15 protein-coding genes are annotated in these 13,488 nt (G+C 69.2%); 4 read left to right on the top strand and 11 right to left on the bottom strand.

The window, feature by feature from the left end; genetic code table 11:
* Nucleotides 1-19 precede the first annotated feature (19 nt).
* The 4 genes from AB0N66_RS00365 to AB0N66_RS00350 all read right to left on the bottom strand — a co-directional run bounded on the left by AB0N66_RS00365 (nucleotide 20) and on the right by AB0N66_RS00350 (nucleotide 3,327).
* On the bottom strand, nucleotides 20-1,240 hold the full coding sequence (locus AB0N66_RS00365) for an alginate lyase family protein (protein WP_365426235.1): 1,221 nt from the start codon (nucleotides 1,238-1,240) through the stop codon (nucleotides 20-22).
* Between the two features lie 227 nt (nucleotides 1,241-1,467).
* Nucleotides 1,468-2,229: a DUF3710 domain-containing protein gene (locus AB0N66_RS00360; RefSeq protein WP_365426232.1), complete on the bottom strand. Its 762-nt coding sequence runs from the start codon at nucleotides 2,227-2,229 to the stop codon at nucleotides 1,468-1,470.
* A 1-nt stretch (nucleotide 2,230) separates the two neighbouring features.
* Entirely contained in the window at nucleotides 2,231-2,746 is a 516-nt protein-coding gene (gene dut / locus AB0N66_RS00355; protein WP_365426229.1) for a dUTP diphosphatase, read from the bottom strand.
* Nucleotides 2,743-3,327 carry a PaaI family thioesterase gene (locus AB0N66_RS00350; protein ID WP_365426226.1) on the bottom strand — a complete coding sequence of 195 codons (585 nt, stop codon included), beginning with the start codon at nucleotides 3,325-3,327 and terminating at the stop codon, nucleotides 2,743-2,745. Before AB0N66_RS00350 ends, dut begins: the two co-directional genes overlap by 4 nt.
* A gap of 58 nt (nucleotides 3,328-3,385) precedes the next feature.
* Between AB0N66_RS00350 and AB0N66_RS00345 the strand changes: the two genes are divergently transcribed.
* A complete protein-coding gene (locus AB0N66_RS00345; RefSeq protein WP_365426223.1) occupies nucleotides 3,386-3,847 on the top strand; it encodes a DUF3093 domain-containing protein in 462 nt (153 codons plus the stop codon).
* 42 nt (nucleotides 3,848-3,889) lie between these two features.
* Here the strand turns inward: AB0N66_RS00345 and AB0N66_RS00340 are convergent, their stop codons facing one another.
* The 4 genes from AB0N66_RS00340 to AB0N66_RS00325 all read right to left on the bottom strand — a co-directional run bounded on the left by AB0N66_RS00340 (nucleotide 3,890) and on the right by AB0N66_RS00325 (nucleotide 7,420).
* Nucleotides 3,890-4,825 (bottom strand): hypothetical protein, encoded by a 936-nt coding sequence (locus AB0N66_RS00340; RefSeq protein ID WP_365426220.1) that lies wholly within the window; start codon nucleotides 4,823-4,825, stop codon nucleotides 3,890-3,892.
* 13 nt (nucleotides 4,826-4,838) lie between these two features.
* Nucleotides 4,839-5,135 (bottom strand): DUF4193 domain-containing protein, encoded by a 297-nt coding sequence (locus tag AB0N66_RS00335; protein WP_003997302.1) that lies wholly within the window; start codon nucleotides 5,133-5,135, stop codon nucleotides 4,839-4,841.
* Between the two features lie 392 nt (nucleotides 5,136-5,527).
* A complete protein-coding gene (locus tag AB0N66_RS00330) occupies nucleotides 5,528-6,760 on the bottom strand; it encodes a HAMP domain-containing sensor histidine kinase (protein WP_365426217.1) in 1,233 nt (410 codons plus the stop codon).
* 6 nt (nucleotides 6,761-6,766) lie between these two features.
* Nucleotides 6,767-7,420, bottom strand: coding sequence for a response regulator transcription factor (locus tag AB0N66_RS00325; protein WP_365426214.1), 654 nt, complete (start codon nucleotides 7,418-7,420; stop codon nucleotides 6,767-6,769).
* 391 nt (nucleotides 7,421-7,811) lie between these two features.
* On the opposite strand from AB0N66_RS00325, the gene AB0N66_RS00320 reads away from it, so the two are divergent.
* Nucleotides 7,812-7,985 carry a hypothetical protein gene (locus AB0N66_RS00320; RefSeq protein ID WP_365426212.1) on the top strand — a complete coding sequence of 58 codons (174 nt, stop codon included), beginning with the start codon at nucleotides 7,812-7,814 and terminating at the stop codon, nucleotides 7,983-7,985.
* 142 nt (nucleotides 7,986-8,127) lie between these two features.
* On the opposite strand, the gene AB0N66_RS00315 is transcribed toward AB0N66_RS00320, so the two are convergent.
* Together AB0N66_RS00315 and AB0N66_RS00310 are read right to left on the bottom strand one after the other, a co-directional pair.
* On the bottom strand, nucleotides 8,128-8,943 hold the full coding sequence (locus AB0N66_RS00315; protein WP_365426209.1) for an inositol monophosphatase family protein: 816 nt from the start codon (nucleotides 8,941-8,943) through the stop codon (nucleotides 8,128-8,130).
* Between the two features lie 8 nt (nucleotides 8,944-8,951).
* Entirely contained in the window at nucleotides 8,952-10,079 is a 1,128-nt protein-coding gene (locus tag AB0N66_RS00310; RefSeq protein ID WP_365426206.1) for a ferrochelatase, read from the bottom strand.
* A 176-nt stretch (nucleotides 10,080-10,255) separates the two neighbouring features.
* Here AB0N66_RS00310 and AB0N66_RS00305 point away from each other — a divergent pair, with 176 nt between their 5' ends.
* A complete protein-coding gene (locus AB0N66_RS00305) occupies nucleotides 10,256-11,494 on the top strand; it encodes an MFS transporter (RefSeq protein WP_365426204.1) in 1,239 nt (412 codons plus the stop codon).
* Nucleotides 11,454-12,773 carry a D-arabinono-1,4-lactone oxidase gene (locus AB0N66_RS00300; RefSeq protein ID WP_365426201.1) on the top strand — a complete coding sequence of 440 codons (1,320 nt, stop codon included), beginning with the start codon at nucleotides 11,454-11,456 and terminating at the stop codon, nucleotides 12,771-12,773. Before AB0N66_RS00305 ends, AB0N66_RS00300 begins: the two co-directional genes overlap by 41 nt.
* On the opposite strand, the gene AB0N66_RS00295 is transcribed toward AB0N66_RS00300, so the two are convergent.
* Nucleotides 12,697-13,449, bottom strand: coding sequence for a hypothetical protein (locus AB0N66_RS00295; protein ID WP_365426198.1), 753 nt, complete (start codon nucleotides 13,447-13,449; stop codon nucleotides 12,697-12,699). The genes AB0N66_RS00300 and AB0N66_RS00295 overlap by 77 nt on opposite strands.
* Nucleotides 13,450-13,488 lie beyond the last annotated feature (39 nt).

Below are 13,488 nucleotides of genomic sequence, written 5' to 3'. Positions count from 1 at the left end.
CTGAGGTCGTCCCCGTACGTCAGCTGAGGTTGTCCCCCTGGGTCAGGGTCTCCCAGGCCACGAACAGGTTGTTGGTGCCGGACGGGCGGTTCTGCAGGGTCAGGGTCTGGGTGTTGGCCATGGCATAACCGAGGCGGTTGTGCATGGCGTTGTAGCCGACCTCGGTGATCGGTCCGAGCCCGAGCGTGAGGGACCCTCCGCACAGGTTGCTGGGCACCGCCGTGCCCAGCTGGTACTTGGCCTGGAAGCCGAGCGCCTGGCGCAGCCGCTCGCCCACGTCGGTGGTGTACAGGTCGATGCCCTGGATCCGGCTGGTCTCCGCGACGTGCGAGATGGAGGAGATGCCGTACCCGGTGTGCACGAAGTCGCGGCACGTCTCCTGGGTGAGACCGGTGGTGAAGGTCGACTGCCCCTGCCAGTAGGCGACGATCTTGGCCGTGGTGTTGAGGTTCTGGCTCGGCACGGTCTTCGGCACGGCGCCGTCGGTGGAGAGGTAGATGTACGCGGCCGTACGCGTACGGAACTTCGCCATCGCGGAGTCCCACACCGTCTTGTCCTCCAGGAAGACGGAGATGCCGATGGCGGCCTCCATCATCGTCAACTCCCAGTTCCCGTTGGAATTGGAGCCGTTGATGATCTCCGGCAGGTAGACGTTGCGCAGCATGGTCCCGAAGCGCGCGGAGTTGGTCCAGGTGCTGGTGTACGTGTACTTGATGATCTCGGCGGCCTTGGTCCACGAGGAGCCGGCCCAGCCGGTCTGCAGAGGCGCGTTGCTGTTGGTGTGGTCGGTGATCGTGGCCGACCAGGCGTCCATCAGCTGGATGGACTTCTGCGCGTAACGGACATCGCGTGTGATGTACCAGGCGAGAGCCGTGGTGTACGCGGCTATCGCGTCCTCACGCTCGTCCGTGCAGCCGTAGTTGGGGTTCGAGTACGAGCCGCATTCGACGACCGAGCGCGGGAGGGGGGTGCGCGTCAGCGAGGCGTACTTGCTCGCCAGCATCTGGTCGTACGCGCCCTTCCAGGGCTGGGCGCCGGCGAGGGCCTGGGTGCGGGCGAAGTCCAGCTGTCCCCTGGAGACGCCGACTCCGGGGTGCACGAACGTGGCGGGCGCGGCTTCGGCCTTCTGCTGGGTGCCGGGCAGCGAGAGCAGCGCGGCGACCAGGGCGGCGGTCGTGGCGACAGTGACGAGGAAGGCCGGGCGGCGTCTGCGGAGGCGGACTGTGGGGGTTTCAGGCATGTGAGGGGATCCGTTCTCGTATGTGAACGACACACTGTGGACTGAACACACGCGTTGGCCGGGACCATAGGTCCAGACCAACTTTCCGTCAAGACCTCAAGAAGGACGCGCACCTCAACTGCCCTTTGGGGAGGAGGACTCGGACATACGAAAGGGCGGACTCGGACATACGAAAGGGCCGCACCCCCTTGCAGGGGATACGGCCCGAACTCGTGTACCGAGAACCGCTAACGAACCTCGGTGGTCTCCGGCCCGCGCTGCAACTGCCCCATGCCGCCGGAGAAGCGGGAACCAGCCTGCTCCTCCTGCTGGACACCCTCGGGGACCATCTGCGCGTCGTTCGGCAGCTTCAGGACGATCGGGTCGCGGGGGGCCATCGGACCCTCACCACGCACGACGACCGTGTCCCGGAAGATCTGCTCAAGGAGCCCCGCGGCCTGCGGCTGCACCGCGCCCTGCCCGGAGATCACTCCGCGCAGGAACCAGCGGGGGCCGTCCACGCCGACGAACCGCACGACCTGGAAACCACCCGTGCCGTCCGGCAGCTGCACCGGAACCTGCGCGCGCAGCTCCCAGCCCAGCGGGCCCTCGACCTCGTCGATGACACCGCCCTGCTGGGTGATGCCGGAGGCGATCTCCTCACGCACCTCGCCCCAGATGCCCTCACGCTTGGGAGCGGCGAAGGCCTGCAACTGGATGGCGCTGTCCTTCAGAACGACGGTGGCCGCGACGATCGCGTCGCCCGCGACCTCGACCCGCAGCTCCATGCCGTCGACTCCGGGCACCAGAATGCCGCCCAGGTCCACACGGCCCTCGGCGGGGTCGCGCACCTCCGAGTCGTCCCAGGGCCCGTCGGGCCGCGGCTCCGGCTCGAGCTTCACTCGCTCCCGATCCGTCTCGTCCGCCTCAGTGTCGACATCGTCGACGACCTGCTCGGCCTCGCCCGCCGCGTCTTCGGCGGCACTGCCCTTCTTGCGACGTCCGAACACGTCACTGTCCTTCCCGGTCGGATACGACCGAAGCGTATCGATTCCCACCCGCCCCGCCGCCCACGGCGGCATGACCGCCGGTGGACCCGAAGCCCCCTGCGGCCCGCGCCGAGTCGGGAAGCTCCGCGACCTCCTGGAAGCGGACCTTCTCGACCTGCTGGACGACCAGTTGGGCAATCCGGTCGAAGCGCTCGAACCGCACGGACTCGTGCGGGTCGAGATTCACCACGATCACCTTGATCTCCCCACGGTACCCGGCATCCACCGTCCCTGGGGCATTCACGAGAGCGACACCGCAGCGGGCGGCCAGCCCGGAACGGGGGTGTACGAAGGCCGCGTACCCCTCTGGCAGCGCGACAGACACTCCCGTGGGCAGAACGGCCCGTTCACCCGGTTTCAGTTCACATCTTTCGGTGGTGCGCAGATCCGCTCCCGCGTCACCGGGGTGCGCGTACTCGGGAAGCGGGACTTCCGGGTCGACGCGCCTGATCAGCACATCCACAGGATTACGGGTCACGGGTTCACCTCGAAGGCGCGTGCGCGCCTGACCTGGTCGGGGTCGTTCATGGCCACCTGGATCTCCTCCTGGCGGCCGTTGTCGATGAAGTGGTCGACCTTCACCTCGATGAAGAGGGCGTCGGCGCGGACAGCGACGGGTCCCTCGGGGCCGCCGATCCGCCCGGTCGCGGTCGAGTAGATCTTGCGCCCCGCCACCGCCTTGACCTCGGCCTCCAGGTACAGCACGGTGCCGACGGGCACGGGCCGTACGAAGTCCGTCTCCAGCCGTCCCGTCACCGCGATGGTCCGCAGCAGCCAGTTCAGCGAGCCCAGCGTCTCGTCGAGCGCGGTGGCGAGCACGCCGCCGTGCGCGAGACCGGGGGCGCCCTGGTGGGCGGCCCGCACGGTGAACTCCGCCGTGATCCGGACACCTTCGCCCGCACGCGCTTCGAGGTGCAGCCCATGGGCCTGTCCCTCGCCACACCCGAAACACTGTCCGTAGTGCGCGCCGAGCAGTTCGCCGGGCGGGGGTGCGTCGGGGTGCCGCACCGGCGCGACGGCGTCGGCGGGAGGCTTCAGAGCTGCGGAAGTACCACTCACAGCCGCAGACCTTACCCGCGCGTCAAGCCAACGGACGCCCCGTGCCAAGCTTGGCTTCATGCAGCTCTCCGCCCCGCCGTACGAAGAACGCCTCAACGCGCCCCGAACCTGGTGGCTGGTCTGCTTCCTGGTGGGGGTCTCGATGGCCCTGATCTTTCTCCCGTTCGGTGCGCTGCCGCTGCTGGGCGGTCTGGTCGGCGGCACGGCGGTCGCGGCGGTCGTGACGAGCTCCTACGGCTCGATCCGCATCCGGGTTGTGGGCGACTCCCTGATCGCGGGCGACGCGAAGATCCCGGTCGCGGCCCTCGGCGATGCCGTGATCATGGACCAGGAGGAGGCTCGCGCCTGGCGCACGATCAAGGCCGACGGCCGCGCCTTCATGCTCCTGCGCGCCTACATCCCCACGGCCCTGCGCGTCGAGGTCACCGACCCGCAGGACCCGACCCCGTACCTGTACCTCTCGACCCGGGAGCCGGAGCGCCTGGCAGCGGCGCTGGAAGCCGCACGGGCAACGGCGTAAAGACCTGGCCGCCTCAGGACGGGCAGCGCAGGCAGGGCTAGCTCAGTTCCCGAGCTCCTTGGGGATCTCCCCCATCCGCAGGGGGTCGGCGGGTGCCTCCAGCGGCGGGAGCTCCGCAAGCGCGTCCCACGGAATCTGGGACTTACGCAGGTCCTTCCGGATGTGCTCCGCGAGGCGTCTGGTGTCGCGGCGGTTCATGACCGCTCCGACCGCCGCCCCGACCATGAACGGCATCAGGTTGGGCAGGTCCCGAACCATGCGCTTCATGATCTGCTGGCGCAGCTGACGCTTCATGGGGCCGCCCAGCGCGGCGTTGAGTGTCGCCACCTTCGTCACGTCGATCCCGCGCTCGGTGGACCAGGAGTTCAGATACCCGGTACTGCGCTGTGTCAGGTTCCCGGGCGGCCGCGCGCCGTACACCTCGTGCAGTTCGGCGATCAGCTTCAACTCGATCGCGGCGACGCCGGTGATCTCGGCGGCGATCTCCGTCGGCATCGCGGGCGGCACCGGAAGCATGGCGGCCGCGCCGATGCCGGCGCCCACCGCCGACGTCGCGTTGGCCGCGCCCGCGACGAGCTTGTCGGCGAGCTGCTCCGCGGTCAGGCCGGGGAACTGCCGACGGAGGGTCGCGAGGTCCCGTACGGGGATACGCGGAGCTATGTCGATGATGCGGTCGGCGAGGTAGGACAGGCCCGCTCTGGCTCTGCTGCCGCCCTTGCGCACGCCTTCCTTGACTCCGTCACGGACGGCGGCCACACGGCGCTTGGCCGCGGGCGCCGGGGTGTCCACGGGCACCAGTTCGCCGGCGGGCGCCGAAGCCCCTGCCGACGTCGTGGCGGGCGCCGGGTCGAGCGAGGCTGATCCTGGTCGGGAAGAGCCCCGCTCGTCGTCACGCACGCCTTCAGGGCCGTCTGACGGCCCTTCGTCCGCTCCCCGTCCGGAGGAGCGGCGCTTCCAGGGAGGGGTCGAGCCAGTCACGGCCGACCCCGCCTCAGTCGCAGTCGCGGCAGATCGGCTGGCCGTTCTTCTCTCGGGCCAGCTGGCTGCGGTGGTGCACCAGGAAGCAGCTCATGCAAGTGAACTCGTCCTGCTGCTTGGGCAGGACCCGGACGGCCAGCTCTTCGTTCGAGAGGTCCGCGCCGGGCAGTTCCAGGCCTTCTGCGGCCTCGAACTCATCCACGTCGACAGACGACGTCGACTTGTCGTTCCGGCGAGCCTTCAGTTCTTCAAGGCTGTCCGAATCGACGTCGTCGTCGGTCTTGCGTGGGGTGTCGTAATCCGTTGCCATGTCGCTCTCCCCCTCTGGGTGTCTGCGGTGTCTCAGCGCACGTAACGCGTGAGAGGCCGGACTTGTGCCCGACCCGAGGCGGAGATTTTGCCTCACATCAAGGTCTGTTACTCAATCGACACCCAACCGGACTCCTCAAGAGTGATCGGCTTGGATGGCGATGCGGACCGTACACGGTCCGAAGGCCGCACTTCAAAGGCGTCCCACCCTGTACTTCCCGTGATCTGGACCCCCGAAAACCCGGATTTTCCTGGCTTTACGACGGCCTTCTTGATCACGGAGAGTGGATGGCCAGAAATTCGCCTTTGTGATCGATCACACACGAGCCTCCCGGACGTATGCCCAGGAAATTCCGCGCAAAGCGAACATCCTCGCGTGTCGGCGACATGGTCTCAGATCGGCAGGGTGACTCGCATCATGAGCCCACCTCCTTCGCGCGGCTGAGCGACGATATGCCCCCCGTGCGCACGCGCCACCGACCGGGCGATCGACAGGCCGAGGCCCACGCCCTTGTCGCTGCCCGTGCGCTCCGTACGCAGCCGCCGGAAGGGCTCGAAAAGATTGTCGATCTCGTACGCGGGAACCACCGGCCCCGTGTTCGACACCACCAGGACCGCCTGACCGTGCTGAACCTCCGTCGTGACCTCGACCCAGCCGTCGTCCGGCACGTTGTACCGGACGGCGTTCTGGACGAGGTTCAGGGCGATCCGCTCAAGAAGGACGCCGTTGCCCTGGACGACCGCCGGGGCACACTCCGAGCGGATCTCCACGCCCTTGGCGTCCGCCTCGGCGCGCACCTGGTCGACGGCCCGTGAAGCGACCTCCGCGAGGTCCACGGGTTTGCGCTCGACGATCTGGTTGTCGCTGCGGGCGAGCAGCAGCAGGCCCTCGACGAGCTGCTCGCTGCGCTCGTTGGTGGCGAGCAGGGTCTTGCCGAGCTGTTGCAGTTCCGCCGGCGCCGCGGGGTCGGAGAGATGCACCTCAAGAAGCGTGCGGTTGATCGCCAGCGGCGTCCGCAGCTCGTGCGAGGCGTTGCCCACGAAGCGCTGCTGCGCGGTGAAGGCCCGCTGGAGCCGCTCCAGCATGTCGTCGAAGGTGTCCGCCAGCTCCTTCAACTCGTCGTCCGGGCCGTCCAGTTCGATCCGCCGGGAGAGGTCCGAGCCCGCCACCGCGCGTGCGGTGCGGGTGATCCGGCCGAGCGGCGCGAGCACCCGGCCCGCCATCGCGTAACCGAAGGCGAAGGCGATGATGGCGAGGCCGAGCAGGGCGAGCAGCGAGCGGCTGAGCAGGTCGTCCAGGGCGTGCTGACGCTGTTCGTTGACGCAGGCGTTCATCGCGTTGTTGAGCTCGGCCGCCGTGGGTTGCGCCGGGAAGTTGCAGGTCTGGCTGCTCACTCCGCCGGAGACGATCCTGAAGGGCAGGTCACTGCCCACGTTCAGCGCCTGCGCGGCGAGCAGATAGATGATCGACAGCAGCATGATGCCGGCGATCAGGAACATGCCGCCGTACAGCAGCGTGAGCCGTATCCGGATGGTCGGACGCAGCCAGGGGAACGGGGGCTCCACCCGTCTGGGGTCCCACGTGGGCTTCGGAGGCGCCGTGGGAGGCGCGGGGGTCGTGGTCACCGCGGCTCAGATCCGGTAGCCGGAGCCGGGCACGGTGACGATCACGGGGGGCTCGCCGAGCTTGCGGCGCAGGGTCATGACCGTGACCCGTACGACGTTGGTGAAGGGGTCCGTGTTCTCGTCCCAGGCCTTCTCCAGGAGCTGCTCGGCCGAGACGACGGCGCCCTCGCTGCGCAGCAGCACCTCCAGGACGGCGAACTCCTTGGGCGCGAGCTGCACTTCCTTGCCGTCGCGGAAGACCTCGCGGCGGTTGGGGTCGAGCTTGATCCCGGCGCGCTCCAGGACCGGCGGCAGCGGCAGGCTCGTACGGCGTCCCAGGGCACGCACGCGTGCCGTCAGCTCGCTGAACGCGAACGGCTTGGGGAGGTAGTCGTCGGCGCCGATCTCCAGGCCCTCGACGCGGTCGCTGACGTCGCCGGACGCGGTGAGCATCAGCACGCGCGTGGGCATGCCGAGCTCGACGATCTTGCGGCAGACGTCGTCACCGTGCACGAGCGGGAGGTCACGGTCGAGGACGACCACGTCGTAGTCGTTGACTCCTACGCGCTCCAGGGCGGCCGCGCCGTCGTACACGACGTCGACGGCCATGGCCTCCCGGCGCAGTCCGGTGGCCACCGCATCGGCGAGCAGCTGCTCGTCCTCGACGACGAGTACGCGCACGTCGCTTGTCCTTCCTCTGTCCACTCGCGTAGCGCCTCTTCGGCGCAGGCGGGCAGGGTCCTGTCGTTGGTAAGACCTCCATCCTGCCCTTTTCGGCCATAAGTCGGCTGTAAGACGGGAGGAGCGCGTGGGAATGCCAGATTTTCTCGTGCGGTTGAGGTTTCCGCGGAAGGGAGCGGGGGGACGACAGCTTTACACCCCGCGATCACGCTCTGCTTGTGGCAAGCCACCTTGTGGTACGTCCAACCGCTTTCCGCAGAGCGGGCGTGGGTGTCCGGCACCGTCGCCGCCCAGCCGGGCAGCGCTGGGCACCCCTTGGAGACGTGATCGCCCCTTCTGAACGGCACACCCCCGTGCCACCGACCCACGACCCAGGACGAGGGGGCGCAGCATGGACGCATTCACCGCAGGACTTCTGCAGCGTATAAGGGCTACCGAGTCCGACCTGACGCGGGCTCGCGAGACAGGCGACGACTTCCTCGCGGAGGTCGAGCAGGCCGAGCTCGACGACCTGCACCGCCTCGCCGCGGAGCACGGTGTGCAGGTCGGCGCGACGCGCGTCTGATCAGTTCCTCATTTCGGTTCTTCAGTACTTCACCAGTTCTTCATTCGTACGAGAGCGGGCCCCGGCATCGATCCAGTGCCGGGGCCCCGCTCCGTTTGCCGCCTGTTGTTACGCGCGGTCGGCCGCGCTGTTGTACGCGCCGTCAGTCGTGCCAGGCACCGAACTCCTCCAGGAGCCGCTGGAGGGGCTCGAAGACCCCCGGGGAGGCTGCCACCGCCAGATCGCCTCCAGGGCGCTCACCGGGGCGGCCACCGGTCACCGCGCCCGCCTCACGGGCGATCAGGTCACCCGCCGCGAGGTCCCAGGGGTGCAGGCCCCGCTCGTAGTAGCCGTCGAGGCGGCCCGCCGCGACGTCGCACAGGTCGACCGCGGCCGAGCCGGAGCGCCGGATGTCACGGATCAGCGGGATCAACCGCTGGGCCACGTCGGCCTGGTGGGTCTTGACCTCGGTCACATAGTTGAAGCCCGTGGAGACCAGGGCCTGGTCCAGGGACGGCGACGGGCGGCAGGTCAGCCGGCGCTCGCCGACCCAGGCTCCGGTGGCCCGGGAGCCACGGCCGCGTACCGCGTGGTAGGTCTCGCCGCGCATCGGCGCCGCGACGACTCCGACGACGGTCTCGCCGTTCTGTTCGGCGGCGATGGAAACACCCCAGGTCGGCAGCCCATACAGGTAGTTGACCGTGCCGTCGAGCGGGTCGATGATCCAGCGGATGCCGCTGGTGCCCTCCGTGGCGGCGCCCTCCTCGCCGAGGAAGCCGTCGGCGGGGCGGTGCTGGGAGATCAGGTCGGTGATCAACTTCTCGGCGGCGATGTCCATCTCGGTGACGACATCGATCGGGCTGGACTTGGTCGCGGCGACCGTGAGGTGCGCCGGGCGTCCGTCCCGCAGCAGCTCACCGGCGCTACGGGCGGCCTGGTGGGCGAGCTGGAGCAGTTCGGTGTGCAGGGGCTCGATCACGGGGCTCCTCAGGCGTACGGGCTGTCGGCGCCCGCGGCGGCGGGCTTCGGGGCACGGGCCGGGCAGCAGCCCGCCGGGCACAGGTCGTGACTCGCGCCGAGAGCACCCAGGGCGCAGGGTGTCACCTGGCGTCCGCTCTCGGTCGCGGCGCGCTCCAGGAGGAGTTCACGGATCGCCGCGGCGAACCGCGGGTCGGCGCCCACGGTGGCCGAGCGGCGCACCGGCAGCCCCAGCTCCGCCGCCTTGGCGGTGGCCTCCGTGTCGAGGTCGTACAGGACCTCCATGTGGTCCGACACGAACCCGATGGGCGCCATCACGACGGCCGGGACGCCGGCGCCGTGCAGCTCCTCCAGGTGGTCGCAGATGTCGGGCTCCAGCCACGGGATGTGCGGGGCTCCGGAGCGCGACTGGTAGACGAGCTGCCAGGGATGGTCGGTCCCGGTCTCCTCGCGTACGGCGTCGACGATCAGTCGGGCGACGTCCAGGTGCTGCTCGACGTACGCGCCGCCGTCACCGTGGTCCTCGACGGGCCCCGAGCTGTCGGCGGCGGCGTCCGGGATCGAGTGTGTCGTGAAGGCGAGGTGCGCCCCCTCCCGTACGTCCCCCGGGAGGTCGGCCAGGGACTTCAGTACGCCGTCCACCATGGGGCGTACGAAGCCGGGGTGGTTGAAGTAGTGCCGCAGCTTGTCGATCTTCGGCAGGTCCAGGCCCTCGGCCTCAAGGGTGGCCAGAGCCTCGGCGAGGTTCTCGCGGTACTGGCGGCAGCCCGAGTACGAGGCGTACGCGCTGGTGGCGAGGACGAGGACGCGGCGCCGGCCGTCGGCGACCAGCTCGCGCAGGGTGTCGGTCAGGTACGGCGCCCAGTTGCGGTTGCCCCAGTAGACGGGCAGGTCCAGGCCGTGGTCGGCGAAGTCCTTGCGGAGCGCGTCGAGCAGGGCGCGGCTCTGGTCGTTGATGGGGCTGACCCCGCCGAACAGGAAGTAGTGCTGACCCACTTCCTTGAGCCGTTCCTTGGGGATGCCGCGCCCCCGCGTCACGTTCTCCAGAAACGGGACCACGTCGTCCGGTCCCTCCGGGCCGCCGAACGAGAGCAGCAGCAGGGCGTCGTAGGGGGTGGCATCGAGCACGTCTGGCATGCCTTCGATCCTGCCATCCGTCGCTGGCAGGCGGACAACGGCCACCGGACAAACGTCCGAGGGAGTGCGTTAGGGTCACCTCACCCGTAAGCTGTATCGGCCAGATTCACGCCTTACCGGTATTCAGGCCGCTCGTGGTGACCGGGCGGCCGAGCCGAGCCGACCGGAGTTCCCCCTTGCCCAGCCCGTACCGCGCCCTGTTCGCCGCCCCCGGCTCCAGGGGCTTCTCCGCAGCGGGCTTCCTCGGCCGGATGCCGCTGTCGATGATGGGCATCGGCGTGGTCACGATGATCTCCCAGCTCACCGGGCGGTACGGGCTCGCGGGTGCGCTGTCCGCGACGATGGCGCTGGCCGCCGCGGCGATGGGGCCACAGGTCTCCCGGCTGGTGGACCGGCACGGGCAGCGGCGGGTGCTGCGCCCTGTGACGCTGTTCGCGCTGTCCGCGGCCGCGGGGCTGCTGCTCGCGGCGAAGTTCGAGTGGCCGGACTGGGTGCTGTTCGTCTGCTCGGCCGGCATCGGCTGCGTGCCGAGCATGGGCGCGATGGTCAGGGCCCGCTGGGCGGCCCTCTACCGGGGCACCCCGCAACTGCACACCGCGTACTCCTTCGAGTCCGTGGTGGACGAGATCTGCTTCATCTTCGGACCGATCATCTCCATCGGCCTGTCCACGGTGTGGTTCCCGGAGGCCGGGCCGCTGCTCGCCGCCTGCTTCCTCGCCGTCGGCGTCTTCTGGCTGACGGCCCAGCGCGGCACCGAACCGGAGCCTCATCCACGCGGGCACGACAAGGGCGGTTCGGCGATGACCTCGGCCGGACTCCAGGTCCTGGTGGCCACCTTCGCGGCGACCGGAGCGATCTTCGGAGCAGTCGACGTGGTCACGGTGGCCTTCGCCGAGGAGCAGGGCCACAAGGCCGCGGCGAGCATCGTCCTCGCGCTCTACGCGGCGGGCTCCTGTTCGGCGGGAGCGGTGTTCGGGCTGCTGCACTTCAAGGGGGCGCCCGAACGTCGGTGGCTGCTGGGCGTATGTGCGATGGCCGTGAGTATGATCCCCCTCCTACTGGTCGGAAACTTGCCGTTCCTGGCCGTGGCGCTGTTCGTTGCGGGCCTGTCCATCGCTCCCACGATGATCACCACGATGTCCCTCATCGAACAGCACGTACCACGCGCGAAACTGACCGAGGGCATGACCTGGATCAGCACCGGGCTCGCGGTCGGGGTCGCGCTCGGTTCCTCCGTGGCCGGCTGGGTGATCGACGCCGCCGGCGCGAAGGCCGGGTACGGGGTTCCGGCGGTGTCCGGGGCCGTCGCGGTCGCGGTCGGTTTCCTCGGGTATCGCCGGCTCAACAGGCCGGTTCCGCATCGGGGAGGGACCCATGAGCAGCACAGCGAACGGGAAGAGCGGAACGTGGCGTAACTGGGCGGGAACGGTCACCGCCCGTCCGGCGCGAGAGGTCACTCCCGCCTCCGTCGAGGAGCTCTCCGCGGCCGTGCGCAGCGCCGCCGAGGACGGTCTGAAGGTGAAGGCCGTCGGCGCCGGGCACTCCTTCACGGCCGCCGCCGCGACCGACGGCGTACTGATCCGCCCTCAGTTGCTGACCGGCATCCGCAGGATCGACCGCGAGGCCGGCACCGTCACCGTGGAGGCGGGCACCCCGCTCAAGCGTCTCAACCTCGCTCTCGCCCGCGAGGGCCTGTCGCTCACCAACATGGGCGACATCATGGAGCAGACGGTTTCCGGTGCGGTCAGCACCGGGACGCACGGCACCGGGCGTGACTCCGCCTCGATCGCCGCCCAGATCAAGGGCCTTGAGCTGGTCATGGCCGACGGCTCCGCTCTCACCTGCTCCGAGAAGGAGAATCCCGAGGTCTTCGCGGCCGCCCGGATCGGAATCGGCGCCCTGGGGATCATCACCGCGATCACCTTCTCCGTAGAGCCCGTTTTTCTCCTCACGGCCCGCGAGGAGGCGATGACCTTCGACAAGGTCACCGCCGACTTCGACGAACTGTTCACCGAGAACGAGCACTTCGAGTTCTACTGGTTCCCGCACACCGGCAACTGCAACACCAAGCGCAACAACCGCAGCGCGGGGCCCGAGAAACCGGTGCCCCAGATCAGCGGCTGGATCGAGGACGAGTTCCTCTCCAACGGCGTCTTCCAGGCGGTCAATCTGCTCGGCCGCGCCGTGCCCGCCACCATCCCGACGATCGCGAAGATCTCCAGCCGCGCGCTGTCCGCACGGACGTACACCGACATTCCCTACAAGGTCTTCACTTCTCCGCGCCGGGTGCGCTTCGTGGAGATGGAGTACGCCGTTCCGCGCGAGGCCCTCGTCGAGACGCTGCGCGAGCTGAAGACGATGGTCGACCGGTCGTCCCTGCGGGTCAGTTTCCCCGTCGAAGTGCGCACGGCGCCCGCGGACGACATCACACTCTCGACGGCGTCCGGGCGGGAGAGCGCGTACATCGCCGTCCATATGTTCAAGGGCACCCCCTATCAGGCGTACTTCACCGCCGCCGAGCGGATCCTCACCGCGCACGAGGGGCGGCCGCACTGGGGCAAGGTGCACACGCGCGACGCGGAGTACTTCGCCGAGGTCTATCCGCGCTTCGGCGAGTTCACTGCGCTGAGGGATCGGCTTGACCCGGATCGACGCTTTGGGAACGACTACTTGCGGAGGGTGCTGGGGTCGTAGCGCTCTCGCTGGGGGTGGGGGTCGGAGAGTCGCCCCCGGTCTCCGGCGTGGCACTCGAACTCGGCGTCGGCGTGGGCGTCGTAGCGCCGTCCCCAGCGGTGCCCGTACCGCTGTTGCCGGACGGCTGCGCGGAGGAGGGGCTGTCCGAAGGCGTCGCACTCGACGCGGGCGGCGTACTGGGCACCGATGAGGAACCGGAGCCGCTCCCCTTGAGGGCGTCGCCCACGGTCGTGCCCTTGTTGTCGCCGCTGAAGCTGTGGCCCGACACGAGTTCGTAGGTGGTGATGCCCGCCATGGTGACGCCGAAGACGAGCGCGGCCGCGATCACCGGCCGCTTCCAGCTCCTGACCCGGGCGCGGTAGACGGTCCCCTCGGTGAACTCCCCCGCGGCCGGGAACTGCTGGGCCTTCGGCTTGGCCTGCACCGTCACCACGCGTATCTGCTCGCCGGTGCGCTTGAAGAAGTGCTGGAAGACCGTGCCGCCGCAGGTGGCGACCACGCTGACCAGGCCCGCGCCCAGCATCGTCCCGTAGACCCCGAAGTAGGAGGCGAGTTTCGCGGCCACCACCGCTGCCACCGCACCGCCCGCGACTTGGGGGACACTCAGATCCAGTCGCTTCTTCCCGACCTCCTCATCGACGTCCGACTCCGCACCGACATCCGGCTTTTCACGCATGCCCGGACCTTGCCTGCCTTTCCCGTACTTGATCGACTT

Origin of the sequence: Streptomyces sp. NPDC093544 (assembly GCF_040683495.1) — a bacterium.
Taxonomy (GTDB): domain Bacteria; phylum Actinomycetota; class Actinomycetes; order Streptomycetales; family Streptomycetaceae; genus Streptomyces.
This window is presented reverse-complemented; position numbering and strand designations above follow the sequence as displayed.

Excerpts from the sequence above, each read along its gene's own strand:
- AB0N66_RS00365 (WP_365426235.1), bottom strand. The coding sequence starts at position 1,240 with ATGCCTGAAACCCCCACAGTCCGCCTCCGCAGACGCCGCCCGGCCTTC.
- AB0N66_RS00335 (WP_003997302.1), bottom strand. The coding sequence starts at position 5,135 with ATGGCAACGGATTACGACACCCCACGCAAGACCGACGACGACGTCGAT.
- AB0N66_RS00300 (WP_365426201.1), top strand. The coding sequence starts at position 11,454 with ATGAGCAGCACAGCGAACGGGAAGAGCGGAACGTGGCGTAACTGGGCG.
- AB0N66_RS00295 (WP_365426198.1), bottom strand. The coding sequence starts at position 13,449 with ATGCGTGAAAAGCCGGATGTCGGTGCGGAGTCGGACGTCGATGAGGAG.
- AB0N66_RS00320 (WP_365426212.1), top strand. The coding sequence starts at position 7,812 with ATGGACGCATTCACCGCAGGACTTCTGCAGCGTATAAGGGCTACCGAG.
- AB0N66_RS00310 (WP_365426206.1), bottom strand. The coding sequence starts at position 10,079 with ATGCCAGACGTGCTCGATGCCACCCCCTACGACGCCCTGCTGCTGCTC.
- AB0N66_RS00345 (WP_365426223.1), top strand. The coding sequence starts at position 3,386 with ATGCAGCTCTCCGCCCCGCCGTACGAAGAACGCCTCAACGCGCCCCGA.